Source organism: Bacillus pretiosus (assembly GCF_051294775.1).
In the GTDB taxonomy this organism is placed as follows: Bacteria; Bacillota; Bacilli; order Bacillales; family Bacillaceae_G; genus Bacillus_A; species Bacillus_A wiedmannii.
This window is the reverse complement of sequence record NZ_JBPPHF010000001.1, coordinates 1,059,866-1,085,793: the sequence shown is the minus strand read 5'-3', so window position 1 is coordinate 1,085,793 and position 25,928 is coordinate 1,059,866. Positions and strand designations below refer to the sequence as shown.

The 25,928-nt window shown below is 33.4% G+C and carries 29 protein-coding genes, 1 pseudogene and 1 riboswitch; of the genes and pseudogenes, 5 read left to right on the top strand and 25 right to left on the bottom strand.

Going from position 1 to position 25,928, the window contains the following annotated elements:
• Nucleotides 1–22: 22 nt before the first annotated feature.
• Nucleotides 23–1,339 (top strand): BclA C-terminal domain-containing protein, encoded by a 1,317-nt coding sequence (locus ACSG5Z_RS05350; RefSeq protein WP_435710909.1) that lies wholly within the window; start codon nucleotides 23–25, stop codon nucleotides 1,337–1,339.
• 373 nt (nucleotides 1,340–1,712) lie between these two features.
• Nucleotides 1,713–2,168 (top strand): MarR family winged helix-turn-helix transcriptional regulator, encoded by a 456-nt coding sequence (locus ACSG5Z_RS05345; RefSeq protein ID WP_000053894.1) that lies wholly within the window; start codon nucleotides 1,713–1,715, stop codon nucleotides 2,166–2,168.
• Between the two features lie 109 nt (nucleotides 2,169–2,277).
• On the opposite strand, the gene ACSG5Z_RS05340 is transcribed toward ACSG5Z_RS05345, so the two are convergent.
• The 9 genes and pseudogenes from ACSG5Z_RS05340 to ACSG5Z_RS05300 all read right to left on the bottom strand — a co-directional run bounded on the left by ACSG5Z_RS05340 (nucleotide 2,278) and on the right by ACSG5Z_RS05300 (nucleotide 7,087).
• Nucleotides 2,278–2,577 (bottom strand): hypothetical protein, encoded by a 300-nt coding sequence (locus ACSG5Z_RS05340; protein WP_000060546.1) that lies wholly within the window; start codon nucleotides 2,575–2,577, stop codon nucleotides 2,278–2,280.
• 740 nt (nucleotides 2,578–3,317) lie between these two features.
• Nucleotides 3,318–3,446: pseudogene (locus ACSG5Z_RS05335) on the bottom strand (DUF1064 domain-containing protein); the annotation flags it as partial.
• 720 nt (nucleotides 3,447–4,166) lie between these two features.
• On the bottom strand, nucleotides 4,167–4,466 hold the full coding sequence (locus tag ACSG5Z_RS05330) for a hypothetical protein (RefSeq protein WP_435710907.1): 300 nt from the start codon (nucleotides 4,464–4,466) through the stop codon (nucleotides 4,167–4,169).
• Nucleotides 4,448–4,735, bottom strand: coding sequence for an AbrB/MazE/SpoVT family DNA-binding domain-containing protein (locus ACSG5Z_RS05325; protein ID WP_215563353.1), 288 nt, complete (start codon nucleotides 4,733–4,735; stop codon nucleotides 4,448–4,450). Before ACSG5Z_RS05325 ends, ACSG5Z_RS05330 begins: the two co-directional genes overlap by 19 nt.
• 15 nt (nucleotides 4,736–4,750) lie before the next feature.
• Nucleotides 4,751–4,855, bottom strand: a complete 105-nt coding sequence (locus ACSG5Z_RS05320) for an IDEAL domain-containing protein (RefSeq protein WP_316250723.1) — start codon at nucleotides 4,853–4,855, stop codon at nucleotides 4,751–4,753.
• Nucleotides 4,856–4,921: 66 nt separating this feature from the next.
• Nucleotides 4,922–5,116, bottom strand: coding sequence for a hypothetical protein (locus ACSG5Z_RS05315; RefSeq protein ID WP_098082210.1), 195 nt, complete (start codon nucleotides 5,114–5,116; stop codon nucleotides 4,922–4,924).
• Nucleotides 5,117–5,337: 221 nt separating this feature from the next.
• Nucleotides 5,338–5,490: a hypothetical protein gene (locus tag ACSG5Z_RS05310; protein WP_189337235.1), complete on the bottom strand. Its 153-nt coding sequence runs from the start codon at nucleotides 5,488–5,490 to the stop codon at nucleotides 5,338–5,340.
• Between the two features lie 405 nt (nucleotides 5,491–5,895).
• Nucleotides 5,896–6,492, bottom strand: a complete 597-nt coding sequence (locus tag ACSG5Z_RS05305; protein WP_088008789.1) for an ABC transporter permease — start codon at nucleotides 6,490–6,492, stop codon at nucleotides 5,896–5,898.
• 385 nt (nucleotides 6,493–6,877) lie between these two features.
• Complete coding sequence (locus tag ACSG5Z_RS05300) at nucleotides 6,878–7,087, bottom strand: hypothetical protein (protein ID WP_142315659.1); 210 nt, start codon at nucleotides 7,085–7,087, stop codon at nucleotides 6,878–6,880.
• A gap of 210 nt (nucleotides 7,088–7,297) precedes the next feature.
• On the opposite strand from ACSG5Z_RS05300, the gene ACSG5Z_RS05295 reads away from it, so the two are divergent.
• A complete protein-coding gene (locus tag ACSG5Z_RS05295; protein ID WP_001123250.1) occupies nucleotides 7,298–7,582 on the top strand; it encodes a DUF4183 domain-containing protein in 285 nt (94 codons plus the stop codon).
• Between the two features lie 498 nt (nucleotides 7,583–8,080).
• Here the strand turns inward: ACSG5Z_RS05295 and ACSG5Z_RS05290 are convergent, their stop codons facing one another.
• From ACSG5Z_RS05290 to ACSG5Z_RS05245, 10 genes are all read right to left on the bottom strand, one after another.
• A complete protein-coding gene (locus ACSG5Z_RS05290; RefSeq protein ID WP_052760572.1) occupies nucleotides 8,081–8,290 on the bottom strand; it encodes a hypothetical protein in 210 nt (69 codons plus the stop codon).
• Nucleotides 8,287–8,463 (bottom strand): DUF6877 family protein, encoded by a 177-nt coding sequence (locus tag ACSG5Z_RS05285; RefSeq protein ID WP_170958655.1) that lies wholly within the window; start codon nucleotides 8,461–8,463, stop codon nucleotides 8,287–8,289. Before ACSG5Z_RS05285 ends, ACSG5Z_RS05290 begins: the two co-directional genes overlap by 4 nt.
• A gap of 619 nt (nucleotides 8,464–9,082) precedes the next feature.
• Complete coding sequence (locus tag ACSG5Z_RS05280; RefSeq protein WP_435710902.1) at nucleotides 9,083–9,208, bottom strand: hypothetical protein; 126 nt, start codon at nucleotides 9,206–9,208, stop codon at nucleotides 9,083–9,085.
• A gap of 254 nt (nucleotides 9,209–9,462) precedes the next feature.
• Entirely contained in the window at nucleotides 9,463–9,942 is a 480-nt protein-coding gene (locus ACSG5Z_RS05275) for a homoserine dehydrogenase (RefSeq protein WP_189337236.1), read from the bottom strand.
• A gap of 368 nt (nucleotides 9,943–10,310) precedes the next feature.
• Nucleotides 10,311–10,643 carry a heterocycloanthracin/sonorensin family bacteriocin gene (locus ACSG5Z_RS05270; RefSeq protein WP_088122212.1) on the bottom strand — a complete coding sequence of 111 codons (333 nt, stop codon included), beginning with the start codon at nucleotides 10,641–10,643 and terminating at the stop codon, nucleotides 10,311–10,313.
• 294 nt (nucleotides 10,644–10,937) lie between these two features.
• Nucleotides 10,938–11,627, bottom strand: coding sequence for a thiaminase II (tenA, locus tag ACSG5Z_RS05265; RefSeq protein WP_147788020.1), 690 nt, complete (start codon nucleotides 11,625–11,627; stop codon nucleotides 10,938–10,940).
• A gap of 122 nt (nucleotides 11,628–11,749) precedes the next feature.
• Nucleotides 11,750–11,855, bottom strand: a riboswitch (TPP riboswitch).
• 72 nt (nucleotides 11,856–11,927) lie between these two features.
• Nucleotides 11,928–12,842 (bottom strand): D-alanine--D-alanine ligase, encoded by a 915-nt coding sequence (gene ddlB, locus ACSG5Z_RS05260; RefSeq protein WP_227557193.1) that lies wholly within the window; start codon nucleotides 12,840–12,842, stop codon nucleotides 11,928–11,930.
• Nucleotides 12,843–12,846: 4 nt separating this feature from the next.
• On the bottom strand, nucleotides 12,847–14,295 hold the full coding sequence (gene pdxR, locus ACSG5Z_RS05255) for a MocR-like pyridoxine biosynthesis transcription factor PdxR (RefSeq protein WP_046959518.1): 1,449 nt from the start codon (nucleotides 14,293–14,295) through the stop codon (nucleotides 12,847–12,849).
• Nucleotides 14,296–14,455: 160 nt separating this feature from the next.
• Nucleotides 14,456–15,499 (bottom strand): homoserine dehydrogenase, encoded by a 1,044-nt coding sequence (locus ACSG5Z_RS05250; protein WP_435710898.1) that lies wholly within the window; start codon nucleotides 15,497–15,499, stop codon nucleotides 14,456–14,458.
• An 87-nt stretch (nucleotides 15,500–15,586) separates the two neighbouring features.
• On the bottom strand, nucleotides 15,587–16,828 hold the full coding sequence (locus ACSG5Z_RS05245; RefSeq protein WP_435710896.1) for an esterase/lipase family protein: 1,242 nt from the start codon (nucleotides 16,826–16,828) through the stop codon (nucleotides 15,587–15,589).
• 271 nt (nucleotides 16,829–17,099) lie between these two features.
• Here ACSG5Z_RS05245 and ACSG5Z_RS05240 point away from each other — a divergent pair, with 271 nt between their 5' ends.
• Nucleotides 17,100–17,441: a DUF3914 domain-containing protein gene (locus ACSG5Z_RS05240; protein ID WP_060488496.1), complete on the top strand. Its 342-nt coding sequence runs from the start codon at nucleotides 17,100–17,102 to the stop codon at nucleotides 17,439–17,441.
• Nucleotides 17,442–17,549: 108 nt separating this feature from the next.
• Here the strand turns inward: ACSG5Z_RS05240 and ACSG5Z_RS05235 are convergent, their stop codons facing one another.
• The 6 genes from ACSG5Z_RS05235 to abc-f form a co-directional block, all read right to left on the bottom strand.
• Nucleotides 17,550–18,221, bottom strand: coding sequence for a lipoprotein BA_5634 family protein (locus ACSG5Z_RS05235; RefSeq protein ID WP_435710894.1), 672 nt, complete (start codon nucleotides 18,219–18,221; stop codon nucleotides 17,550–17,552).
• A gap of 68 nt (nucleotides 18,222–18,289) precedes the next feature.
• The gene (locus ACSG5Z_RS05230) at nucleotides 18,290–20,224 is read right to left on the bottom strand and encodes an ABC transporter permease (protein WP_435710892.1); all 1,935 of its coding nucleotides are present in this window, start codon (nucleotides 20,222–20,224) and stop codon (nucleotides 18,290–18,292) included.
• On the bottom strand, nucleotides 20,199–20,969 hold the full coding sequence (locus tag ACSG5Z_RS05225) for an ABC transporter ATP-binding protein (protein ID WP_060488493.1): 771 nt from the start codon (nucleotides 20,967–20,969) through the stop codon (nucleotides 20,199–20,201). Before ACSG5Z_RS05225 ends, ACSG5Z_RS05230 begins: the two co-directional genes overlap by 26 nt.
• A gap of 268 nt (nucleotides 20,970–21,237) precedes the next feature.
• Nucleotides 21,238–21,780 (bottom strand): DUF3267 domain-containing protein, encoded by a 543-nt coding sequence (locus tag ACSG5Z_RS05220; protein WP_076537848.1) that lies wholly within the window; start codon nucleotides 21,778–21,780, stop codon nucleotides 21,238–21,240.
• A gap of 417 nt (nucleotides 21,781–22,197) precedes the next feature.
• A complete protein-coding gene (locus tag ACSG5Z_RS05215; protein WP_088092556.1) occupies nucleotides 22,198–22,791 on the bottom strand; it encodes a GNAT family N-acetyltransferase in 594 nt (197 codons plus the stop codon).
• A gap of 20 nt (nucleotides 22,792–22,811) precedes the next feature.
• Nucleotides 22,812–24,440 (bottom strand): ribosomal protection-like ABC-F family protein, encoded by a 1,629-nt coding sequence (gene abc-f, locus ACSG5Z_RS05210; RefSeq protein WP_435710888.1) that lies wholly within the window; start codon nucleotides 24,438–24,440, stop codon nucleotides 22,812–22,814.
• Nucleotides 24,441–25,006: 566 nt separating this feature from the next.
• On the opposite strand from abc-f, the gene ACSG5Z_RS05205 reads away from it, so the two are divergent.
• Nucleotides 25,007–25,633 (top strand): DUF6518 family protein, encoded by a 627-nt coding sequence (locus ACSG5Z_RS05205; RefSeq protein ID WP_327970866.1) that lies wholly within the window; start codon nucleotides 25,007–25,009, stop codon nucleotides 25,631–25,633.
• Nucleotides 25,634–25,928: the final 295 nt, after the last annotated feature.

Genomic DNA, 25,928 nt, shown 5'->3' with positions numbered 1-25,928 from the left:
AATTTATAAGGGAGGTGTAAAAATGAGTAAATTTAAAAAGCATTGTTGTCACATACCCTTTCCTTTACCTCAAATAGGGCCTACTGGGTTAACCGGTGCTACTGGACCTTCGGGACCTTCGGGACCTACTGGAGCTACCGGACCTTCAAGTGGACCTCGGGGACCTACCGGACCTACTGGAATTCAAGGTAACCTGGGACCTACTGGACCTCAAGGTATTTCTGGACCTCAAGGGATTCCTGGGATTTCTGGATCTATTGGTCCAACTGGACCTTCTGGAATTCAAGGTATCCAAGGCATCCAAGGCATTCCTGGCATTCAAGGCCCTATTGGACCCACTGGAATAACGGGGGTCACTGGAATTCAAGGGATTCCTGGTATTCAAGGGATTCCTGGCATTCAAGGCATTCAAGGGATTCCTGGCCCGACCGGACCTCAAGGGATTCCTGGCATTCCTGGTTCTGTAGGTCCAACTGGACCTTCTGGAGCTGTTGGACCTACCGGCCCTTCCGGGGGACCGCCAGGACCAACGGGCCCGACTGGACCTTCCGGGGGACCACCAGGACCAACCGGAGTGACTGGCCCCACTGGACCAACTGGGTCACCAGGACCAACCGGACTTCAAGGTATCCAAGGTATCCAAGGCATTCCTGGCCCCACTGGACCTCAAGGAAGTCAAGGGATTCAGGGGATTCAAGGTGATCCAGGGCCTATTGGTCCTATTGGACCCACTGGAATAACTGGGGCAACTGGAATTCAGGGTATCCAAGGTATTCAAGGTAATCCAGGACTTATTGGACCTATCGGCCCGACTGGCCCAACTGGGCTTCAAGGTATCCAAGGCATCCAAGGCATTCCTGGGCCTACTGGATTACCAGGAACCGCTGGAGCTACCGGACCTACTGGGCCTGCCGGTCTTACAGTATCTGGCTTATCCCAGTATGCTTATGTTTTCAATACAGCAGCTCAAGTTGTTGCCTTAGAAGCACCTATTCTTTTTAATTCACACGGTAGAATCACATCCGGTTTTACTCATACGCTCGGAACTTCTCAAATGACAGTTATTAATGCTGGAGATTATAAAATTTCTTTTTCTGTATCAGGAGTTGAACCTAATCAATTTGCCCTCTTTTTAAATGGGGCTCCCGTTACCAACTCCATTTATGGATCAGGTGCAGGTACTCAACAAAACAATGGGCAAACAATTCTCACTTTAGCAGCAGGTGATATTATTACCCTTAATAATCATACTTCCGCTGCTGCGGTTACTTTGCAGACTTTGGCGGGTGGAACACAAACAAATATAAATGCTTCGATTGTAATTGAAAAATTAAATTAATTTAATCATTTATTTCTTGAAACTCTGCCAGTAAATAACCTGGGATGGATTCTTTTTTCAACAAGCAGTTAGCTTTTGCTAGCTGCTCTTCTATTTTGTTCCTACTCCTATTTCCTAAAAAATCTTTACTTTATTCCTCCTTGAATAAAATCAATAATTCAGCATATAATATCTATGCATCTAGATTATTACCTTTGTATCGAGCAGTTAGACTGGGCTAACTGCTCTTTTATTTGTGACAAAATGAAATTTTTATTAAGTTTTCTATTAATAACGTGTATTGATTTCTTTTCTAAATTACTTTAGAGATAAATAGTTCATTGGTGAACTATTCTATGTTAAACTAAATTAAAAAAGAAAAGGGACGATTATTATGAGTTTAAAAAATCAAAGTTTCAAACAAGCAGGAGAAGTTGTCCAATCATTTGTAACAATAAACAAAGAAATTATAAAGTTCACACATCAAAACGCCTCCAGTTTAGGATTAACAGTACAACAAATGGGTATCTTAAATACAATTTATGCACTCCCTAATGTTACTCTTAAAGAGATTTCAGAACGTCTTTCAGTTCCTAAAAGTACAGTGAGTGTGAATGTAGATGAATTAGTTAATCTACAGCTCATCGAGCGAAAACAATCAGATGAAGATCGTAGAGAAATAAAATTAAAGGTAACAAACCAAGGACAAGAAGCATCGAAAAAATCCATTGAAAACTCTACTTCCTACAAGGCAATGGAATTAGCACTACAACAACTTCAAGAAGATGATGTTCAAACATTATTGCGTATTCATAAAGATTTATTAATCTCTCTACAGCAATTTCGTTAATTGATGTAAACCATTTTAAACACAAATTTTAATTCTTATTTTTCAAAGAACTGAGCAGTTAGATTTCACTAGCTGTTCTTTTATTTAAAATAGCGTTTTTATTAAGAAATTAGTCATTCCAACTAAAACGGATGTAATGTTCGTAATAAGATCCACCTAAAATGTTTTTCTTTTCTTCTACCTTAAATTCAACTTTCACACCATCCATTAATTCTTGTAACTTTTCCGTGAATGGTTTTGAGTGCAGAATATGCTTGTCTGGATTTTCTTTATGAATTTGATATCTATAACCTGAATATCCAATTGCAGCACTTTCGATTATTACGTATTCCATTTCCTCTGCAAATTCCAATACCTTTTCATCAATGACTTTTTCTTGGAGTTCTTTCAAATTCCCCACTAAGGACATTTCCATTCTCCTTTCTCTCAAATAACGATTTTGTTTTAAATCCTCACATTCCTAAAAGAAATACATACAGTATCATGAGGTATTCTTTTTTATTTTTCTTAAGGAACGCTTTAAAAAGCGCACTTTAGTTTTTAAATAAAGATTTTGTTTTACTTTTGCTAGCTACCCTTCCCTTGTATAAATGCACCTTTTTTTACATACGATATTAAAATCCAAATAACCCTCTTTTAGGACGGTACTAATATGAACAAGACATTAAAATACATTTTAATCTTCTTTTGTGCGGTATTTTATATTGTAATTATGGGCTCGATTGTCTATCTAAACTTTGTTTAAGAGCATTTTATTCCTCCAAGCAAGAAATCTAAGATTGAACATAAACATTCATAATTAGCTATAAGGAGCGCTCTACAAGGCATTCTTTAGCTTTAAAATAAGATTTTGTTTAGTTTCCATTAACCATTTTGATTCATTTGCATACAGTATTATCAAAAGGAATTTCACAGGTTGCTCTGGTCCAGTTACCTTGAATTTCTTGCAGACCTTGTGGGAAGAATCCGTTTGTAACGAACGGATTCTTTTATTTATTTTTCATACAAAATCTTTTCGTTTTTCTAAAACCTAATTTACCGATTACGAATAAGAGATTCCTTTTAAATGTTCAGAAGAAATCTCTTATTCTTTTGTACATGAAAAGACTCCGATACATATCTCATTTTTTAAAGTTACTTAATTTTTCATTGCAATTCAAAGCTTGTAATTTCACCTGCAGCTTGACGTATTTTTAACCCGGAGTAATAATCCGCTTCTGCTTTACTATCAAATACATGGCCGTCTAGTCTTACCTTTTTATTGTTATATTTACTCATTGTTTTTCTCTTTTGCTTTACTGATTAACTCAGTAATTTCATAGACACCGTTTATCAAACATTCCAAGTATCTTCACCCCTTGAATATTTTTTCAATAAAAATACATACTATTTTCAAGCCGCCGTATCCACGGCTAATACTTCTTTCTTTTATTACAGCAGAAGCAGGTAGGTTCTTAACTTATCTGCTTTTCCTGTATATTTTTTTTAATATCGAAAATAATACCAACAAGCTGTTTGAACTAGCAGCTTCACTCTTCTCGTAATGGGAATGCAATTTATCACAATTAGCTAACTCATTCGACTAACTGGCAGACAACCGAAAATGTTGTCTGCTTTTTGTATAGAATTTTTCATTTTACATATACTACTTTTGAGCCTGTTACCAATGCAAGCCATTTGGTGTTTTGAATTCCGACTAAGCTTTTTTGTTGCATAGATTATTACATCTTTGACAACACTGTTTTAAAGCGCGTTTTCTGGTTATTCGTAGTTCTAATCCAGAATAATTTTTCTCCTATAAAGGACAGCAGGTACGACTGCTAGTCCTTTTTTCTTGTACTACATACTTTCCTTTTTGATAATTTCGAACGACGTTACCCTCATCATCGTAGTAAGCAATTTCCCGAAAAGGATGACAGTTGTGCTTTTCAATTTCTCCATCGAACAAAACGAAGAAATGAGTTTTCCAGTTCCCAACGATCATACCCCACATGCCAGCTACGTTACTCGCATACCCATGTAAGCAAAATGAAGATTGCGGTAATTCTGCATTTTCTTGAAAGCTTTTTCCGCACTGTACATGCGCTTGATATCAAAAACACCTTCGTTCTCGCACTTTACAAACTTCATGAATTCAACCATCGGCATCGTTAGAAACTTTGTTCTAAACTTCTGCCAGTAAAGGAACCTTGCTTTACTTTCCATTTCCGCTACTACAAATTCTTCGTTTGGCCAATGTGCGAAAATGGTGGTGAGTTTGAATTTGTAAAGGAGATAGCTCAACCCAACCACCCCCATTTCTCACCTTCACGAAAAATGGAATCAATCAGTAACTTAGCCCCTTTCTGACTGACAACGACTTGTCCATCGAACAGCTCAATGTTTGCATCGGATGCTTCACCGGTTACTACACAAACCTTCTCATGCTTTGCAAGAACAACGTTTTTACCGTCTACATGGATTTCTAATTCCGTACCTTCATGCAGCCCTAATGTTCTACGTAATTCTTTTGGAATCACTACACGACCAAGTTCATCTATTTTTCTTACGATACCAGTGTTTTTCATGGCTTCTTCTCCCCCTTAATTCGCAATCAACTTACTGAACAGTTCTTCGTTTCTTGTGTCTAGCGCGTAATCGATGAGGTTATATTTAATTAACTGATCAATTTCAACTGCGCCTTTCAAATTATTAAGTATTAAAAATCTTAATAAAAAAGAGTGCTATAAAGATATGCACTCTTTTAAAAGACTTTACCAATCTCGACGATCATCACGATCACGGTCATGATTACGTCTGCGACGACACTCATCACAATCGCAGTCACGTCTACAATGACAGTCGTTAAAATCGTTTCTTCTGCGTCTACGACCGCATCCGCAAAATACTAAATCATCCCAAAATCTATTACAATCTCGAGAATGTTCAAAATTATTGTTACATCCCATAGATATGATTCCCTCCTCTAAAAATAGAATTCATCATATTCTATGAATAAAAGGTGAAAACAGCTTGTTTACTAGCCTATGTTTTTTTGTTTTACACTAATAATATTCCAATTTGCAAGTCTACCTCACCCCTTATCTTTCCTTAACAACAAACAAGACGCCAACCAGATCATGGCAGCGTCTATGATAATTGATATTGGTCTTATCATTCGGCATCATTCCTATTTCTTAAATAAAACAGAATCAACGATTGTTAAAACTACCCAAGCTATTCCGAGAAACACTACAATTAATGGCATCAACCAGAAGTAGTGACACCATTTTGTGTAACTACTCATCTTCCACCATTCATGGAGTGGATTAAGCCCTATCATTTATAACAACCCTCCCCCATTTTGTTCAATAAAAAGAGAGCTCCTGTATATCAAACGTTTATGTCACCAATCACCCCAGCAAATACACCGGGCTCAATAAGAAACACAAAAGCCACGACACTCACACATCGTGGCTGAATATATAAATTCAATTGGTCTTTTCGTCCTTCTTGCGGATTCTTACCGCCCTTGCCCGTTCTCCGGTAACGTTTTGATAAAAGGGCTACGCTATCCCCACACTATTCTTCTTTCAAAGAACTGTATAGATATAGAGTAATATTGATTCTGTTTTGAGAAATCCCCGGAAACGTCCCCTTTTTATCGAAAAAAAGACCTGCATTTATGCAGGTCAAATATAAATTAGTGACTTTACTTAGATAAAATTACTGATGGATTTCATATCACTTATTCTGTTGGAGACGGAAATCTTGCAGCTTCAAAATGCGTACTATTTTCTACAGTAGAGATAACTCCAGCTACGCTACTTTGTGCAAAAACCTCGACTACATCCCCAGCATTCAATTGAATTATTGATGAAACGGCAACAACATTAGCAAAGTTTATTGGACCAAAAAAATCATTATCTATTGCAATTGCCGGATTTCCATTAACTCGAATTTCTACCCGTGCTCTATAGTTTGTGTTTAGATTATTAGGAATGAACGCAATTGTTCCAATAACAGAATAAACACCTCTTGTCTTTGGTATAAAAATGGATGTTGCAGGGTTATATTCATTTGCTAAATCAAATTGTTCATTTTGGAATAAGACTTTTACAAAAGTATTTGCTGGCACATTCTGATTAACTGTGCTCACAGCTCTAAAAGCAGATGCTCTTACAAGATTGTATTGGTAATCATCAGAACAACAATTCACTTTTACATTAACCCAAGGCTTTTCATCATGTTTTTTATCACATTTGTCATAACTCTTACTACTTTTATGACAATCATGATATTTCTTTTTGTTATCCTTACAATGATCATAGTAGGAATAAGACATACTAGTTTCCCCCTTTTAAATTTATTACTACATACTATGTAAGATAGATTTAAAAGGTTTGGACGAGCTATTATTATTTTTAATTGAATTAAAAAACCCTACCAATTGGCAGGACAGGGAAATAATATAACATGTAAAGCAGAACAACCTCATCTTAACCAATCTATACAACATAACAAAATACTAGAATCCCATTTCCGATACCTCAAAACTAAGTTTATATAATCTCCACAGCTGTAGCTATCAACTGAATATCACTTTTTTTCTTCTGATAAAACGGATCACGCTTTATCATTAATTCGTTGTACACAAACGAATCTTTAACCTTTCGATTCCCTAAGTACTTCATTTCAATTATCTTACGTTCCTCTTCATCAAGAGCATGTTACAACGTCCGTTCAATTTGTTTAAAACGTATCTCATGATTCTTTTCGTCACCTTTCATTTTAGGAAAAAGAACAATGCCCCCCGCTCGAGCCTGTTCTTCTTGATTTTTCATCCGGACGCACAATGCTTTGTAGTTTTTCAGCTCCTTCACCACAAGTCTACGCATCTCCTTTTCAACGATGTCTTTAAAAAATGACAATTGATTCATACGATACGGTTCCCCTCCGTTCGATCTACTTACTTATAAACGAATTATTTTGTTTAAATTTATACAGCATCTATTAAACACATAATAATTATACTTTTTTACTAGTATACAAGCCGTATCTTTTAAAAGAAGCACAACATAGAATAAAATACAGGACAAGACTTTCAAAAAACTTGTCTGAGTTTATTCTCAAAAAAGAGGTGAACATAAATGCCTATCGTTAAGCCCTTTATAGCTGGAAGACGATTTGTAAGTACAGCAGCAACAGGGACTGTCGCTGGAGCAGATTTAACTTTTGCTAACACAGACTTCACTGATGACACTGGTGCTGTAACAACATTCCCTGCTTCTTATGCTTTTTTAACACTTTATATTAATGGTGTTATTCAAACAGGGGATACTATTACTGGTGTGACTACTACAGCTGCTACTATTGTAGGAGGAGCTGTCCTAGATGGAGGAACTCCTATCGCAATCGAATTTACAATAACGTAAATTTAGTTATCTTTTTGGAGGTTTCATTAAAAGAAACCTCTAATTTTAAAAAATGAAGTTAATTTTAGTAGCAACTACATAATGCGGTGCATATACTATTATAGGATGATTGGTATTTATACTCACTCTTGAAAAGAGCACTTATATGGTGCTCTTTTTTAGTTTTAAACTAATACAAAATGAAATTTTTACCACATAGCTAATTGTTAAATATTTTACGCTTATACATTATAATGGAATAGTTATTGTATATTGGCATTAAGAGGAGCGTCTTGATTAAGCGCTTCTCTTTTTTTATAAAATAGCGTTTTTGTTCAAAATGATGACCTTATCTATTCGGACACATTTACAAAAAAACTCATGATATGGTTAATTAGTCGATTACCTCATTACTTGACGATTACCCTTAGAAGCCCCGCAAACAATCGGGGTTTCTTTTATTAAAATAACTATTTTGTTGCATTTCCCAAGGGTTGAATTCCGAATCCTCTTTCTTTATTAAACTCCTTCATCTTTATAAAATTCTTGTAAACTCCCATATGAGTTTATAGTCATTTTCTCCCTCGCCATTGGTAAAGCTGCACTAACGCTAATAGAAATACTTATAGGTAATGCAATTTGCATTTGTTTCACCTTTTGGCTACATTTCACACAGAACTTGTCATTTGTTCCATCTTCCATGTCAATCCACTTATGTTTGCATTTCATTCTGTCCCTCTCGCCTTTAGATAATTTTCTGCAAATCGTAATTTCTGACCAATATACGAATCATTTTCTTCTCCACCACTTGCCAACCAATCTCTTACATGATTATGAATATCTTGAAGAACTACTAAAGGTAATTGTGAAGAAAGCTTATTTATTTGCTCTAAATATGTCATTTCTTTCTCTCTCCTGAATAAAACTCAAAATTCCGTCAATACTTTAGACACATGGTTATCTTTCTCCGATTTTCTTATAAAAGCAGTTAGCTTTTGCTAGCTGCTCTTTTATTTGTGACCAAGTGAAATCTTTACTAAAAATAATGAACTTTCAAAGCTACTGAATTGTAAATATAAATACACTACTATATATCTATAAAGGGGCGTTTTTATATAAATCCATATCAAAGAATATCTTTTATAATGATTATTTTAGTACCACTCCTTTTCTTAACTGTCACCCTAGTAACTGGTCGATAGGGGTTCTTCTTTTGGAGTCTACTGCCTAGTTTTATAAGTGGGATAATAGCTTTCAACTCTATAAAAAAAACACGACAGTAGAAAAAAACTTTACAAAGTGTGCCTTTACAAGGCGCTCTTTTTTACATGTACTTACCAAATAGTATTTTTATTGAATTTTCATTGACTTTACGTTGACCTTTTGTTGACTTTTTCTTCACATTTAAAAGAAACGAACATACGATATTGTATGTAGTCTCTCCGCTCATAGGGATCTACCTTTCTTATCGAAGAGCATGCTTATATGTGTGCTCTTTTTACTTACAATGAAATAACAATTTTATTTAATATCCATTTCCTCTTGCATAAGAACTACAGTTTTAAACATTACTTGCTCAAAATCTTTTTCATCCATGTATGGCTTTACAATCTCTAGAATCACAATAACCCATTCAAATTTGTTCACATTCTCACTTATATAACTACATATAAATATTAAGTTTCTCATTTAATTAACCTAGTGTTATAATGCAAGAGATTGATAATCATATTTATCTATTAAAGAAGGGTTCTCAAATTTCAGCACCTTGACGCATACCGTTAGGGGCTGAACTACTTTGTTGCGATAAGAATGATGTAATATTTATCATTTACAATAATTTTACAATAAAACTAAAAAAGAACACCTTAAGTCGGTGCCCTTCTTGCAAATATCAACCTTTATGTAATTGAACATACAGATAAAACTAATCCCCAAAATGTAATTGCACCTAGTAATCCTAATACAAATCCAGTTATGCAAATACAATCAGCAAGACAAATGGAAGACTGCGATAATGGAACAAATGACCTACTTGTACTCGATCCATATTGTTTTATTTTCTCATAATTCATATCTAACATTAATTGTAGACATGCTATACCTTCCTCAATAGAATGAAGAGATTCTTTTTCTAATCGATCCAATAATTTACTATTAAAAGTAATTGGAAGAGGATACCGTTTATCTAATTTCATATGTTGATAAATTAATTGTAAACGAGATAATATATTATTTTTCTTTTTTTCACATGTTACTGTGTGTTTCATTTTATTAAATTCATTTAATAACAGTGTCAATTCATCTCTGTTTCCGTATAAATCACTTGCTATTTTTCTCTTTAGTTTGTACGAATGAATAATAGATTTAAGTTCAATCATTTTAATACACTTCCTAATAGAATTTTACTTACCTCAATATTTTAAAAATAAACAGTACTTTTAAATCTTATTTAAAATACACTCAAGTATCTTCATTTACTATCGATTAACATTACATTAATCTTACATAGTTGTAATAATTACTTTCGCTACCCACTAACTAGAAGCAACAGATTCCTTATTTGATGGTAAAAATATAAAAAAGCAATGATTAGGTTTTAAGTCTAGTCATTGCTTTATATATCTTATCTTGATTTACAACTAAAAATCTAAATATCATTCTTTCACTTGAATGCTACATGTGTTTTTATTAAATTCTTTAATAAAAATTATATAATACTTCACTATTGGATTCCTTTTTTCTCTTATCAATATTCATATGTTACAATAGTACCAGTTGTATCAGTGGTACCATTAAAACCACTAAAACAATTAGAACAATTACCACAACTACCACAGCCGCCACAGCCGCCACAACCAAAACAACCGAAGCAACCAATACAACGGAATCCACCACAACGAAATCCACCACAGCGACCTGCACAACCTCCACAACGACCACAACCGCCACAGCGACGAGCAGCATCTTCAATATAGTAATATGGATATTGGTTTTGTTGGTCCCAATACACAATATTTCCAGATTGGTAATCATTAAGGCTTAACGCTTGTAGTTCTTGTTGAAACTTATTCATTTTCATTACCTCCGTTTATAAACTTCAACTTTTCCAATGCTTTCCTATATTTCTGTTCGTTAAATCTAAGTAGAAATAGCGCTATAAACTAAGTTCAATACGTACCCCTACAAAATATGACCTATCACTAGATAATGCACCTTGTTCATACACCTATTTTTAGGTTATTTTTCCCATAGGCTCATTTTTATAAATTGAAAAAAGACGCACTTAGATTGATGCGTCTTTTTGCGATACTTCTTTTGTGAAATCATATACATAAGTATTATCCATACCTATGTATAGCAATACCCCTACTCATTATCCAATGACATCTTCTACTTCTGTACTCACTGGCCACCTTTCTAATGTATAAGCCATTTCCCAAAATGAATATTCATATTGACTGCTAATAATAAAATGCTGTTTCATTCGCTTACGGTCAGACTCTGTCACTTTTTCAGCGATAGTATCTAATCGTGTAATTTGCTCTTCAACTAATGTACGGAACCAATCAGATCCGTAAGCAGAAATCCATTCATTATAAATTGGCTCTTCTGGCTGACACTCTTTTAAACGCTCACCAATTTCATAATACAACCAATAGCAAGGTAAAATTGCTGCAATGATATCGCCTAAATGTCCTTCATACGCAGCACGATACATATGTGAAGTATAAGCGTATGCAGTTGGAGCAGGGATAAAATTATCTTTCTCTTCTTGTGTTATCCCTAGTTTCTTCGCAAAGTTCTCATGTAAAGATAATTCCGCCTCGTATGTATTTTGAGCATGATGTGCCATACGAGCTGTCGTTTCTAATTCTAGAGCCTTTGCAGCTCCTAAAGTTTGTACTCTAGCGAAGTGACTCAAATAATATGAATCTTGAAGTACGTAATAGCGAAAACTAGCTAAATCTAACGTTCCTTCACCAAGTTGTTTTACAAAAGGGTGATGAAAACTAGCTTCCCAAATTGAATCTACTTCTTGACGTAATGATTGTGAAAATGTCATTTAAATCCCTCCAATAAAGTATAAAATTTAAGTATTTACCCACAGTTATTAAATCTGTAAAATAAAAAAACTTTCTTTACAAACGTAAAGAAAGTGAAATTGACAGTATTTATTCATAAAATAGTAATGTCTTCCCACTTCCCTACGCTAGTATTAACCAGATCAGGTACTAAGAGTCTCAAATTCTCATTTGATCTCAGCCTATAATAGGCCCCCCTAGTGGATAAATATTTAATTTTCGTATTGTATTCATCATAACATACTTCATGTTACTGTCAAAAGTATTCATGATAGCGCTTCTTAAAATCCTTCTTCTTTTCTTGCTTTTAATGAAGTTTCAATAATCATATCTAATAGTTTACTATAATGAATACCAGCTGCATCTGCACTTTTCGGTAGTAAACTTGCTTGTGTCATCCCCGGTAATGTATTAACCTCCATTACATATGGAATTCCGTCCTTTACCATCATATCCACCCTTGCATAAACGCTGCATTTCAATGCTTTATAACAAGCCAGTGACGCTTTGTTTACACGTTCCTTCAATTCTCCTGGAAGTTCGATAACTTCTTCAATTGTACTAACATCATCATATTTTGCATTGTAATCAAAGAACTCAGCTGCATGTCGGATTGAAATAATAGGTAACTGTTTTCCATCAAAAATTGAACATGTAATCTCATCACCTTTTATATACTTCTCTATTACTACTTCAGAATCCCATTCAAACACAGTTTCCAGCATTGAAATTAATTCATCTTTATTATATACAATCTTTACCCCAACACTTGATCCACCAGAGTTTGGTTTTACCACTAACGGAAATCCTAACTTCTCTAATTCATCAAGATTTAGATCCGCCATTTTTGTAAGTTCAATCCAATCGGGTGTTTCTATACCTTCATAGCGTAAAATCTTTTTCGAAATATTTTTGTCCATACATATACCGCTAGATAACATATTGCTCCCGCTATATGGAATACCTAAACTTTCAAGCGTGCCTTGAACCGTCCCATCTTCTCCATATTTTCCGTGTAATGCAAGCAGCGCAAAATCAATGTCTTTCGCTTTTTCGATTAAATCCATTTTTTCATTTAACGTAATTGGTACGATTTCATATTTATTTTTATCTAAATTTGCAATCATTTCATTTCCAGTCATAATTGATACTTGTTTTTCAGAGGATACTCCCCCCATAATAACGCCAATTCTCATTTCCTCAACTCCAAATTTCAGTTTTTATTGTATCACCGATTATTTTGATTCCACGAACTATTTCTTCTTCTTTCAGACGTGAAAATCCTAATCGAAAAGTAGTCGCTCCTCCTCCATCAGAATAAAAAACATCTCCAGGAGAAAATGTAACCCCTTGCTCATAACACTTTTGTAAAAGTGTGCGGGCATGAATTTTTTCTTCTAACTCTATAAATAAATGAAGTCCACCATCACCGGTCATTCTTTGAAACGGAATGTACTCGTTACACGCCCCAACAGCTAATTCATATTTCTTCTTATAAACTGATCTTGCCTTTTTTAAATATTTTTCAAAATATCCTTCATGTAAATATTGAAATAGAACAGCTTGATCTAACGTAGATGTGTGAATCGTTCTTGCTCTTTTTACACTTTCTAAATGATGAATCAGTTCTTTATCGGCGATGATCCAGCCTACACGTAAACCAGGGAAAAGTACCTTTGAAAAGCTACTAATATAAATTACATTATTACCAGCGCCAGCAAAAGTTAATAATGGTGCTAAGTGTGAACCTGAATAACGTAGCTCTTCATTAAATCCATCTTCTATAATAGGAACCTTATATTTGGAGAATAATCTCATCAGTTCCGTTCTTTTCTCCGAACTCGTAACAATACCGGTTGGATTATGATAGGAAGGAATTAAATATGCGAAATCAAACTCTTTTTCACGCAAACTTTTTTCTACTTCGTTCGTATCGATGCCATCTTCATTCATATTAATTCCGTGAACTTCAAGTCCATGTAAACGGAAAAGCTTCAATGCAGCATGGTGAGTTGGATTCTCACAAATAACCCGCCCTGATTTCTTCGATAACGAGGATAGCACGATGTCTAATCCTTCTGTAAATCCATTTGTAATTAAAATATCTTTGTTCGAAATATCTACACCTTTCATTTCCATATAATGAAGTAGATAATTCATTAAAGGTCTATAACCTTTTGCGTATCCGTAGTTTAATACGACATCCCCTTCAATGGACATACGAGTAAGAAAAGCTCTTTTGAAATTTTCCACATCAAATAGCTTTTCGTCCGGAGCAATGCTATTAAAAACAATCATTCCTTTTTCCCAGCGAACACCATGTTTCATTAAATCTAATTCATCCGCTAATAAGGTAACTGTATTAAGTTTATGTTTCCAATCTATTTCAACAGACGAAGTGTTCGATATATCAACCTTCGCTACAAAATTCCCTTTCCCTTTAACTGCATAAATGAGTCCTTCTTGCTCTAAATCCGCATAAGCAGCGAGTACAGTATTTCTGCTCACACTTAGTAATTCACTTAGTTCCCTAGTTGAAGGGATTTTTTGATCCCCGAGCAAATGACCTTTCATAATCATCTTTTTTAAATAATCTTTCAATTGAATATAAACGGGACGATCTTTCACAACTTTAAAATCTTTAAACAATTCCTTACCCCCTGCAATCATTTTTGCATATTTATTTCATTCTCAAAAGGTCCACTACATATGTATTTTTTATAAAGGGCGGTACGGTCTTATAAAGTGGAACTTTAATCAATGGGGCTGATTATCACCCACTGATTATTATCCCTTAGTAACAGGCATTTTACTGCCTATTACTAAGGGATAAATCTTTGCGGTATAAGTTAATTACATCTTTTAAAGCTGCTGCTGCGGCTCCGCGTGGATTGGAAGCACCACCAATTGTAGTAACTTGCCCCATCGTATCTGTAAAGAACGTAATTCCTTTTTCTGTTCCATTTACTTTTGCTAGCGGATGATCTTTATCTATTTCGTACGGTTCCACATGAAGAGCCACTTTACCATCCTTATCCTTATATGCTGAAGCTATTAATTTAATATATTTATTTTGTTCTTTAGCATTTCGAATTTGTTTTTTTGTAACATGTTCGATTCCTTTTATATGTATATCAGTAAGCGTATTTTCTGTTCCCATTAAACTGTTTGTCAAAAGTAACAATTTACACGCACTATCAGAACCACTTACATCTAATATGGGGTTCGTTTCAGCAATTCCTTTACTTTGCGCTTCTTTCAGTGCTTCTTCAAACGTAATATCTTCCTCATTCATTTTCGAAAGGATATAATTTGTAGTCCCGTTTAATATTCCTTCTATTTTTTCAATATGGCAACCAGCTAAACTAAATTGACCAATATCAAGTGTCGGTAATGCCGCCGCAGTTGCACCACTATATCGAATTCGTACATTTGCGATTTTTGCTGCTTCATTTAGTTCTCTCCAGTTTGTAACGAGCGCGCCTTTTGAAATTGCTACAATATCCATATGTTTCTCAATCGCTTGTTTTATATATTGTTTTCCTGGATTTCCATCTTTAAGGTTTGTAACTGTTGATTCTACTAAAACAGTTCCACTTATGCTAGTTGTTGCTCGTTCCTCTGGATGATGTTCAATGTATTCTTCAATTGCAGCGCTACCGCCCCCATACATTAATAAGTGATGAATAGATAATCCATCCTCATTATGTATTGCAACATTTCTACCTAATACAGCGCTTACCACTAAATCTATTCCATATGATTCATTTATATATAAATATTTTTCATTTAATAATTTTATAAACTCTCTTCCTACTGTCCCATATCCTGATAATACAACTTGAACTTTCATAATATCCCCCCATATTTTTCTACCATATCCCTCTTTCAATATAATATAAAGCGCCCTCGAATTCCATCGAGAGCGCTTTATTATTACCTATTTCGGTAATCTTGATAATTTTTCTGCAATTGTTCTATAAAACTCTTGAATGCTAGAAAAACCTAACGTATCTGAAACACTAAGTCCTACCATATCGAGATGGTCCCAATTTGCTTTTGTTTCAATATGATTCCATTTCCCAATCTGTAAATGCTCATTACTATTTACAATAGCATTAGATGAGGGCGCGACCATAGAATTTGTATTTACTACACCGTCATTTTGCCACCAAGAAGTATCAATTAATGGTCGATTTTCTTCATATCTTGCATAGGAACCTAAGAAAAACGCATTACCCATTAACACCTTATTCATCGTTATATGAGGTAGATGTAAACCTGTTATAGGTGCCGCTTGTGATGCATGACCACTATATGATAAGTAATACACATCTGATTGCGTTTTTACCCAATTATTAAGCTCCTTTGCACCATCTGTACTTAAATCCCATTGACTTATATCTTTTGTATCTTTCCAAAGTGAACTATTTACAATACGATCAGTATATTGGAAAAAAGACTCTCCAATATTCTTTTTTATACCCCATTGATCCAATTTAAAATCATATAACGATAAATTATTATTCCCTCCAAAACTTGCTGCTGCAATGAGTAAATCTTTAACGAACGGTAGTAGAAGACTACCATCCGCAAGTGTCGTGCCATTGTGAGGAGTTGCTAATGTTGTCACACTATGAACATATGATTTCTTGCCCTCAAATAGTGGTGATATATTCGTGTTCGGATGATTTTTCACATGATTTTTTTCTTCAAAACTACCTTCTTTTAATAGCTGTACTAATGTTCTAATCGTTTGTCCGCCCATGCTATGCCCAACTAAATGAACTTTATTTGTTTCACTCCAATTCGGTGCAAAACCACTATAAGTTCTACCAAAACGATTATGTCCATGTTTCTCAGCATGTGCGGCACCGTAGTCTACTGTAGCACCGTTAATTTGCGCATATAATTCACATGCACGATCCCAGTTACTAGAAACAGGTCCAACAGCAGCAGTATGTACTGTATAGCCACTTCTTTTTAAATCTTCTTGTATATCATGAACACCACCCCAATATTTAACCCCTAACATTTCCTCTCTACCCCACCCAGCAAATCCATTTACTAATACGATAGGATAATTATTTTGTTGTTTCTCTTCAGCGTAGATTATTTTCGCTGTAAACGAACAAACAGCCACTAATGCAAAAAAACATATTTTTAAAAATAACTTCCCCATTCTTTCTCCTCCCTTAATACAAAGTTTACATATTTCTATTAAAAATGAGTTCTTAACTTAAACATAATGTAAAGTATTTTATATACATTGTATATATAGAAAACATACAGAAATGTTGATAAATATTAATTCAAGTAAGTATTCACTTTTGCAATAAAACTTGTAAATCTGATTATTTAAATTTATAATTAAATATAGTTTCCTTATATTAAACTAATCTATAACATTATGAAAAAACTATCTTCATTACATGAAAAGGAGGTAAAACGATATGCAAATCGGATTAAATACTCATACACTATCTCAATCTACTAAGTTAACTCCTACTACTCTTGAGCATAATACTATCTCTTCTACTAAACTTGAAGATAAAAAATCAAATGATCCTATCAAATTTGATATTCGTTCATCTGAAAAAGAAATGAAACAACCTGAGCATAAATTTAACGAATTAGATTTATGGAAGATGTTAAAGGATAAAGGCGTTCCTTTATGGATCATCCTTGAAATGCTACAAAAAGTTCGTAAAGAAAAAGAAGCTCAAAATAATTCGGTTCAAAATTCAAATGCGATTGAAGAAACAAACGAGAGTCGATTAAACGAAGTAATGTAATTTTGTTATATGAATGGTCAATAAATCAAGCTCCACTCCTCACAAATAGTGGAATAAACTAAAAAGAGTTCAAAGTTGATAATATTTCTATCAACCTTGAACTCTTTTTTAAGATTTGCCTCCAATCGTTACAAACTGAACTGATACTCCCCCTTTAAAACTTTCAATTAACTTTCTTACTTTTACTTTTTCATTAATCAACGTATTATCTGTCGATATTTTAGGATTTTCATCACCTAATGACTTTTTCAAGTGTAGAAGTTGCATATTCGTTTCATTTGCCTTTATTTCTTTATACACACTATTTTTCGCCACAATGATATACCATAGTGCTCCATAGTCACATTTATTGCCAAGCCAAGCATCACTACCATATGTAACAGGTATCTTGCTTCCTTCTATTTCAATACTTTTTATATTCTTTTCTTCTTCATTTATAAATAATAAGGAACTTTCTTTTGGAAAATTCGGCAACGTATCTAACGTTTTGGAAAGAGATGCTTGATCACGTTTACGAAAAATCTTTGCATTAATCATCGCTTGTGCAGTAGATTCATTTATTATCAGAACCCTATTTTGATCAAATCTACCTGTTTTCACTGAAAAAGCTTCATGTTCTTTCGTGTTTCCCTTATAACGATTTATAATTGTTGAAGTATGATTCTCATCTCCAATGATTAATACGCCGTTAGCTGGAAATGATTTTTCATTTTTAGCACATGCACTGAAACTCATTAAAATTAATATACTTAATATGAAAATTGATGGTATTTTTTTCATCACAGTTCCTTTCATAACTCACATTGTTTTTTTACATGCTTTTCTGCAATCTTACTTACTGATATTCTCTACTGTTCCATAGTTTTATAAAGCTTTTGTAAATATCGCCAACGAGTGATAAAGAAATATAAAACTTGTATACATATAAATGAAATTAAAATTATGATAGAGCTATTCATAATAGAAAAATCGACTAATTGTTGTAATGCCATATAAGCGACCACAGTATGAATCACTGCAACGATAATCGGTAAGAAGAACATTAATACTAATTGTCTTGTTACAACTTTTTTCAACTCTCGTTTACTTAATCCCATTTTCGAAATCATCTTATATTGCTGCTGATCGCGGTCCAAATCAGTATATAACCGGAAATAAATAAAACTAGCAGCGAAAGTAAAGAAGACGATTCCAACTAAAACACTTGCCATAAGTAATAGCCCATTCGTTTGTTTTGCACTTAACAACTCTATAGTTAGTGCTCTAAATTCAAAATGTATGTCTCTAGGATCTTGATCGAATATGTCACTTAATTGGTTTGAAATCTCTTTTGTTTTTATCCAATCATCTACAACAAATCCATAAGTTCGATATTGAATAATATTTTCAAAATCTAGATTACTATTAAGCGGAATTTCATCATACACATGATCTTGAATAGCAATATATACCCCTTTCGTATCATGTGGTAAAACTAAATTTTCTACAGTTTTTTTCACATGAAATGTCTTTGTCCAATCTCCTTGAATGACTTCAATATTCTTTTTATAATCACCATTTTTAAATTCTTGTTTTTGTGATACCATACCAGGGATTAATAACATTTCATCTTCTTTTTCAATCGTTTCTTGTTGATACCCGAGTGCTCTCGCAAGTTCGTTATATTCACTTAACTTCATTACATTTACATTACTTTCTGTATAAATATCTGAAGTGGAAGCCATTCGATATGGAATATTAGAATCAGCAAGATGTTTTTTTATAATCGAGAGATGTTTATCCGTTATTTTATTTTTATCAGGAGCTGTATACAGAAATGTATACGGGTTTGTCATCCTTACCAAATCTTTGTTTCCAAGAGCTGCTGTCGTGCCAATTGCTGTAAAAGCAACTGCTGAAATAATAGATACTATAAAAAACATTGTTGCATTATCTTTCATACGGTATATTAATTCTGAAAATGTTAATATATTGGTTCTCTTTAAAAAGAAAGATTCACTCCTTTTCACAAGATGCAATATATAAACGCTACACTGTGTATATAAAAAGTACGTCCCTATAATTACTAGGAGCACACCCATTCCGAGCGTAATAAAACTATAACTTGGGATAAAGCGAAATACTAAAATATAGCCATATCCTATACTAAATAAAGAAAAAATTGATAATAAAATTGACGATTTCGGTTCAGGCTTTGGCTTTTCCCCTGCTTGAATAAGTTCCACAAGTTCTGTTACTTTTATCATTTTAAAAGTAACTAGCGAAACAATTAAAAATAAGAATAGAAACGTGATGCCAGTTAATAATACCGCCTTCACTGGCATATAAAAAGGTAAGCCGTTACTAATCATTAATACACTGGCACTTATTAATAAAACTAGTTTAGAAAATACGAGGCCGATAAGAATCCCAATACAAATCGAACCAAGTCCAATTAACATATTTTCAATTAGCAATAACTTCTTAAGCTGTCTCATTGACATACCTTGCATCATTAAAATGCCAAATTCTTTCTTACGCGTTTTTAAAAACGAACTCACTGAATATAGAATGAAGAAGAATGAAAAGACAAAAATCAAACCTTGAGAAACTTCAAATCCTAATGTACCAAATGTACTTATTGTTTTACTTGTCGATTTCAACTCCCCCTGTAAATCAGGATGGAATAATAAAAGGGCATATGTAAAGAAAATCATTATAGAAAATGCACTACTTAAAAAATGGGCAGCATATGTACGCTTATTACGAAAAATATTATTAAATGCGAATTGACGAAAAGTCATGCCTTTTCCCTCCTAACAAAGAAAGGACATCCATAATCTTTTGATAAAATGCTTGCCTGCTTTCACCACGATAAATTTCGTTATATAGTTGACCATCTTTAATAAAAATTACTCGGCTGCAAAAACTCGCTGCATACGGATCATGAGTCACTAACATCATCGTAGCTTTTTCTTCCTTATTTAGAGTATCTAACATCTCCATTACATCATTTGAAGATTTAGAATCTAAATTCCCTGTTGGTTCATCTGCAAGTAATAATTGCGGCTTATGAACAATTGCACGAGCAATTGCTGTTCTTTGAGCTTGGCCTCCTGATATTTCAAACGTTCTTTTATTCAATATATCTGTAATATTTAATTTCTCTGCGATTTCTTGTACGCGTTTGTTCATTTCTTGCACAGAAACGCCATCTAATGTCATCGGCAATACGATATTTTCCTTCACTGTAAGCGTGCTAAGTAAATTAAATGATTGAAAAACAAATCCTAATTGTTTCCTACGGAATAAAGCTAAATCTTCTGATGATAACTGGAAAGGATTTATACCATTTATTAAAATTTCACCTGAGGACGGAGAATCAATAGTAGATACCATATTTAATAGCGTAGTTTTCCCGCTACCTGATGGCCCCATAATCCCTATAAATTCACCTTCTTGAATTGATAAATCAATATCTACTAATGCTTTAAAAGGTATTTTCCCTTTATATACTTTACTAATATTTTTCGCATGTAAAATTTCCATTTCTATTCTCCCTTCATTTGCACTTCTCACAATAGAGTGTAAATGAATTGTCTTATAGCTCATATTGATTCATCTTTCATTTATCTTACACGCTTGTAAGATTTCTAAAAAAACTGATAATAAAACTATTTTCAAACTAAAATTAACGCATAACTATCTTATAATAATTGTATAGTGGCAGGAAATACAATTGTATATCAAATCTTTATTATAAAAACAAGAAAAGACCGATTGCTTTATCGGTCTTTTCCTTCCCAAAGTTATATTTTTATCTAATGCCTTTAGTTGAAATGTTTTTGAGATACCCTTTTTTATTGTCTTCCACTTTATAATAACCTCTACAAAAAATTGAGTTCTTCGGTTTAATCGCAATTAATAATGAATTATATATATCTGAAGCAGAAATGATTGTGTTTATCCAACATACAAATAATAAAATTGATTTAATATTTCCTGATACATACAATGATACAATAGCAGGAACGACCGATAGTACAATAATAGGCAAGCTCATAAAGATCCAAAATCTCGTTTTGGATAAGATTGCATTTGTATTTAGCCAAAAAAATATTCCACTACACGTCAAGCTAATATCACCTTTTTTATTTATAACAATAATATGTAGACATTCATGAACAATGAAAACAAAAATACCTATGATGATGAGATAAAAAATATTAATATGAGTAAAACTTGCTCCAAAATAATACGGTATTAGAAAAATAATGATTTGAAGTACATATACAAACTTCATATAATGTTTTCGGTGCCAATCATTTTGTATAAAAGGAGTCCATTCTGACAAATCCATACTTATTTGTGGTAAGTGACGAAACCAAATGATAATATGCTCTCCCCTCCCTCATTTAAACTATTCCATATTCCGAAAATTTGAAATCCACTAACACTCAACCGCTAATATAAAATGCAAACCTTCGCTTGCCTTCGCGTTTGCCGTACATTCTTCTATTTAAGCCTAAAGTGGTTCATGTTTAGGATGATTTGAGTAAGAAATTAATGTTTTCATAGACATATACATTCGACAAAATCCCCCAAATACCTTTTAGATATAATGTTATGAAATAGTTCTCGCATGTACAACTTACTGCATTTGTTTTTGGTGAAAAATACATCCAGAATCTACACTTTAGTATGGTTAACTAGTACTTTAGAATGCAAAAAAAGCTTAGAGTTTTAGCTCTAAGCTTTTTTTGCATTATCGCTCCCTTTAAAGAGCACTATTTTTTATCCATCCGGATTTACTCAATACATAATGATTATAAATTTGATTTTCTATCATCTGTTGACCCAAATAAGTAAACCCGCATTTTTCAATAACTTTATTTGATGGCACATTTTTAATTAAAGCAATTGCGTTAAGGACATCCACATTTGTATTTTCAAATAAATAACCGATTAAGCCTTTTGTCGCTTGCGTTGCATAACCATTATTATAATATTCACTTGAAACAGCATACATAATTTCTCTGTTCGGTGCAGGGAGTTCATCTTTCATGCCTGTGCAGCACCATCCAATAAATTCATTTGTGGTTTTCTTAAATATTCCTAGTCTTAATATGTGATCATCTATGTTAGTCGTAGTTCTCACTGCATTAAGAAACGCTTTATTTTCAGGTATTTCATAATTTACAACCCAATTAACCCTTTGTTCTTTCGTTGATTTCCAGTCTGGTAAAAACTTTTCTATTTCCGGTTGATTTGCTATTTTATAAATACTCTCTGCATCTTTGACCGTAAACTCTTGTAGGTATATATCACCACAATCTATTCTAAATAACTTAGTCAAACTCTCTTCTCCCACCTTAATCCCCCTTCCTTACGTTAAAGCGCCTTAATCTGCTTCGTAAGTTCCATAAACCGTTCATCTAGTTCTTTATATTCTTTGTCTTTAGAAGTTAAAAAGCTTAATTTCCCTAATACTTCTTGTCTTTCTGTTTCTAACGTTAAACGTAGCTCTTCAATTTCATCCCTTGTTTTCGTAGGTTCTTCTAGCTGTTTTTGTATCGTATTGTTTAAAAACACGAGTTTTGTGTTAGTTGTTTTCTCCAGAAAATATCGATCGTGAGAAACGATAACGAGTGTTCCATTATACTCAGCTAATGTATTTTCAAGCTGTTCACGCGAAGGTAGATCAAGGTGATTCGTCGGTTCATCTAAAATAAGTACATCTTTTTCATCTAAAATATAAGCCATGAGCTTACATTTCACTCGTTCCCCCATACTCATATATTCAATCGGCTCTTTCCATTGGGAAGATTCAAATCCTAGATGTTTCATTAAATTTTGGACTTTTCCTCGTTCTTCAAATGTCTCTTTATAAAATAAATCTTCTGGTGTTTTATCAAGTGGTAAATCAAATACTTCTTGTGTTAAATAACCGATGTTTGCTGAAGGTGAAATCCATACTTCTCCTTCAACAGTTTCTGTTCCCATAATCATCTTCAGTAATGTTGTTTTCCCGCTACCGTTTGGTCCAATAATTGCAATCTTCTCACCGTGCTGAATTGTAAAATTAACGTTTTCAAATAATGTTCGGCTATTAAATTCTTTCCGCAATTGTTTTACTTCTAAGAAACGTTTTCCTACTTTTTTACTCGCTTGAATAGAGAATTCAACTGAATATTCCTCTTTCACACGTTCTACTTTCGTTTTCTCCAGCTCTTTTTCAAGACGTTTTCGTTTTGACTTCACTTGCGCATCCATTCGCTTCGCTTTTACACGATAAAATTCTTTAACTCCTTCTTGTTTTGTAGACTGCGCATGTGCCTTTTGTGACCATGAACTTAATTCTTTTATATGATTTTCTACTTGTTCTATCTTTTTTTGTTGTTTTTCATATTCACGTTGCTGCGTCATTCTTTTATGCTCACGTGCTTTCATATAACTCGTATAATTACCGCTATGGTCAATTAATTTCTTATCCTCAATCGACCATATTCTAGTTGCGACAACATCTAAAAAGTATCGATCATGCGATACGACGATAACTGTACCTTTCATATTTTTAATTTGCTTAATGAGAAATTCCGTACTCATCTCATCTAAATGATTTGTCGGTTCGTCTAATATTAAGACATTAGGATTTTCGGCAAATCCTTTTGCTAACCGAACTTTCAGCTTTTCACCACCACTTAACATATGAAAATCGTTCGTTGGCACGCCCCATTTCGCAAAAAGTTCTGCTTCTTTTGCAATCACATCGTTACTAACAAAAGATTCTATTTCTTGTTCTACATATGCGGTTGTCATATTCATTTGCTGCCATTCAACAATGCCTTTTGATGGCTCAATTTTACCATTTATTAATTGAAGTAACGTTGATTTACCAGCACCATTTTTACCGATTAATCCGATAACATCCCCTTGTTTTACTGTCAAATTCATTTTCTCTAACAAAGTATTTTCCTTTATATCAACATAAACATCATTTAATTTTAAAATTTCTTTCATAATACCGATCCCTTTCGTTAAGGGAGAATAAAAAAATCCTCCCAAATAAATTTGGCAGGATTAGTCATTACATTATTTATACCCAAATAAGCTATTGCGCAACATAAATAGCAATACCGTTGTATGGAAATTGGGCAGACTAATCCTATTTTTTATAAATTGAAATTTATTGAATTTCAACATTTAAAAATAAGATTAGTTAATCATCGTCCACCCATCATTCCTTTCCGTCGTTAGTAACCATATTGTACCATGATAGTACTGTATGAGTAAATGCAATTATATGTGCTGGAATAAAGATCGCTTTCTTCCAAGGCAATTTATCATTTCTTAACATCATATTAAACAATCATAAATTACGCTTGTTGTACTACTTCCTTTAGATTTCCCTAATAATAAACTTCTACGCACTACTTCTTATATAGTTTTTATATAAATTTATAATTAATTATATTTTATTCGTTATCCAATAATCACTTATTGTTTTTCGATAAATTTTTATTGATTACTCCCTTGTAATAAGCTATTATATGTTTGTAGAAAATATTAATGTAAGGATTGAATTTATGGACAGGACATTAAAAATCACAAAGTTAAATATGTTTTTAAGGATTTTTCTCATCCCGATTATAGTAGGGATAATTGTTGGTATACTAACTAAATTAGGGCAAGGTATACTTCCAGGACATTGGAATTCATTAGCTAATCTAGGAAGCGTTTGGTTAGTTCCATCCTTTTTTGTGGCTAGCTTTAGTTATTCTAAGCGTACAGCTATACTTTCTGGTATCCTTGCACTACTCGGTATGGTATTAGGCTATTATGGTTATGCAATAGTTATTGAAAATGTAGCTCACTCTATTTATTTTATATCTGTATGGATTGTATGTGCATTTATAGGAGGAACTATCTTTGGAATTGCAGGTTTTCTATGGAAAGATACTACAAATCCACTTCATAAATTCGGTAGCGCGCTTATTAGTGGAGTTTTTGTAACGGATGGACTTCACATTCTTTTACATTTTGAAGACTATAGTCACATGTTACCTGTTGGATATACCGAAGTGATAGTCGGCATTATCTTGATTCTTGTATTAGAACGCTCTAATGCTAATCGAATTTCTTCTTTCTTAATGATGATTCCTATCATTATTTTAGGATTAATTGGATATAAATTATTAAGTTTGTTTACTTAATTACAATACTGTATCATGAAAAAACAAAAGACTAATTCTATTATAATCCACAAAACATATCAAGAATTCGAACATTATACTTATTAGTGTTGATACTCTTACTCATAGGATGGATTCATGAAGCTATCTCTTTCAAAGGGGTGGCTTTTTTCTTACAAAAACTATTTATCAGCTTTTTATTAAATACTTCTAATTTAACAATCGTATTTATTAGCGTGTCATTATACATACTAAGATGACCTTTTACTACTTCATATAATCGATATAAAGTGAAATTTTAATCAACGGGGTTTTT

What these genes read in the sequence shown, in the direction of transcription:
- ACSG5Z_RS05350 (WP_435710909.1), top strand. Translation starts at nt 23, where the DNA reads ATGAGTAAATTTAAAAAGCATTGTTGTCACATACCCTTTCCTTTACCT.
- ACSG5Z_RS05345 (WP_000053894.1), top strand. Translation starts at nt 1,713, where the DNA reads ATGAGTTTAAAAAATCAAAGTTTCAAACAAGCAGGAGAAGTTGTCCAA.
- ACSG5Z_RS05340 (WP_000060546.1), bottom strand. Translation starts at nt 2,577, where the DNA reads ATGTCCTTAGTGGGGAATTTGAAAGAACTCCAAGAAAAAGTCATTGAT.
- ACSG5Z_RS05330 (WP_435710907.1), bottom strand. Translation starts at nt 4,466, where the DNA reads ATGGGGGTGGTTGGGTTGAGCTATCTCCTTTACAAATTCAAACTCACC.
- ACSG5Z_RS05325 (WP_215563353.1), bottom strand. Translation starts at nt 4,735, where the DNA reads ATGAAAAACACTGGTATCGTAAGAAAAATAGATGAACTTGGTCGTGTA.
- ACSG5Z_RS05315 (WP_098082210.1), bottom strand. Translation starts at nt 5,116, where the DNA reads ATGGGATGTAACAATAATTTTGAACATTCTCGAGATTGTAATAGATTT.
- ACSG5Z_RS05310 (WP_189337235.1), bottom strand. Translation starts at nt 5,490, where the DNA reads ATGATAGGGCTTAATCCACTCCATGAATGGTGGAAGATGAGTAGTTAC.
- ACSG5Z_RS05305 (WP_088008789.1), bottom strand. Translation starts at nt 6,492, where the DNA reads ATGTCTTATTCCTACTATGATCATTGTAAGGATAACAAAAAGAAATAT.
- ACSG5Z_RS05300 (WP_142315659.1), bottom strand. Translation starts at nt 7,087, where the DNA reads ATGAATCAATTGTCATTTTTTAAAGACATCGTTGAAAAGGAGATGCGT.
- ACSG5Z_RS05295 (WP_001123250.1), top strand. Translation starts at nt 7,298, where the DNA reads ATGCCTATCGTTAAGCCCTTTATAGCTGGAAGACGATTTGTAAGTACA.
- ACSG5Z_RS05290 (WP_052760572.1), bottom strand. Translation starts at nt 8,290, where the DNA reads ATGAAATGCAAACATAAGTGGATTGACATGGAAGATGGAACAAATGAC.
- ACSG5Z_RS05285 (WP_170958655.1), bottom strand. Translation starts at nt 8,463, where the DNA reads ATGACATATTTAGAGCAAATAAATAAGCTTTCTTCACAATTACCTTTA.
- ACSG5Z_RS05275 (WP_189337236.1), bottom strand. Translation starts at nt 9,942, where the DNA reads ATGATTGAACTTAAATCTATTATTCATTCGTACAAACTAAAGAGAAAA.
- ACSG5Z_RS05270 (WP_088122212.1), bottom strand. Translation starts at nt 10,643, where the DNA reads ATGAAAATGAATAAGTTTCAACAAGAACTACAAGCGTTAAGCCTTAAT.
- tenA (WP_147788020.1), bottom strand. Translation starts at nt 11,627, where the DNA reads ATGACATTTTCACAATCATTACGTCAAGAAGTAGATTCAATTTGGGAA.
- ddlB (WP_227557193.1), bottom strand. Translation starts at nt 12,842, where the DNA reads ATGAGAATTGGCGTTATTATGGGGGGAGTATCCTCTGAAAAACAAGTA.
- ACSG5Z_RS05250 (WP_435710898.1), bottom strand. Translation starts at nt 15,499, where the DNA reads ATGAAAGTTCAAGTTGTATTATCAGGATATGGGACAGTAGGAAGAGAG.
- ACSG5Z_RS05245 (WP_435710896.1), bottom strand. Translation starts at nt 16,828, where the DNA reads ATGGGGAAGTTATTTTTAAAAATATGTTTTTTTGCATTAGTGGCTGTT.
- ACSG5Z_RS05240 (WP_060488496.1), top strand. Translation starts at nt 17,100, where the DNA reads ATGCAAATCGGATTAAATACTCATACACTATCTCAATCTACTAAGTTA.
- ACSG5Z_RS05235 (WP_435710894.1), bottom strand. Translation starts at nt 18,221, where the DNA reads ATGAAAAAAATACCATCAATTTTCATATTAAGTATATTAATTTTAATG.
- ACSG5Z_RS05230 (WP_435710892.1), bottom strand. Translation starts at nt 20,224, where the DNA reads ATGACTTTTCGTCAATTCGCATTTAATAATATTTTTCGTAATAAGCGT.
- ACSG5Z_RS05225 (WP_060488493.1), bottom strand. Translation starts at nt 20,969, where the DNA reads ATGGAAATTTTACATGCGAAAAATATTAGTAAAGTATATAAAGGGAAA.
- ACSG5Z_RS05220 (WP_076537848.1), bottom strand. Translation starts at nt 21,780, where the DNA reads ATGGATTTGTCAGAATGGACTCCTTTTATACAAAATGATTGGCACCGA.
- abc-f (WP_435710888.1), bottom strand. Translation starts at nt 24,440, where the DNA reads ATGAAAGAAATTTTAAAATTAAATGATGTTTATGTTGATATAAAGGAA.
- ACSG5Z_RS05205 (WP_327970866.1), top strand. Translation starts at nt 25,007, where the DNA reads ATGGACAGGACATTAAAAATCACAAAGTTAAATATGTTTTTAAGGATT.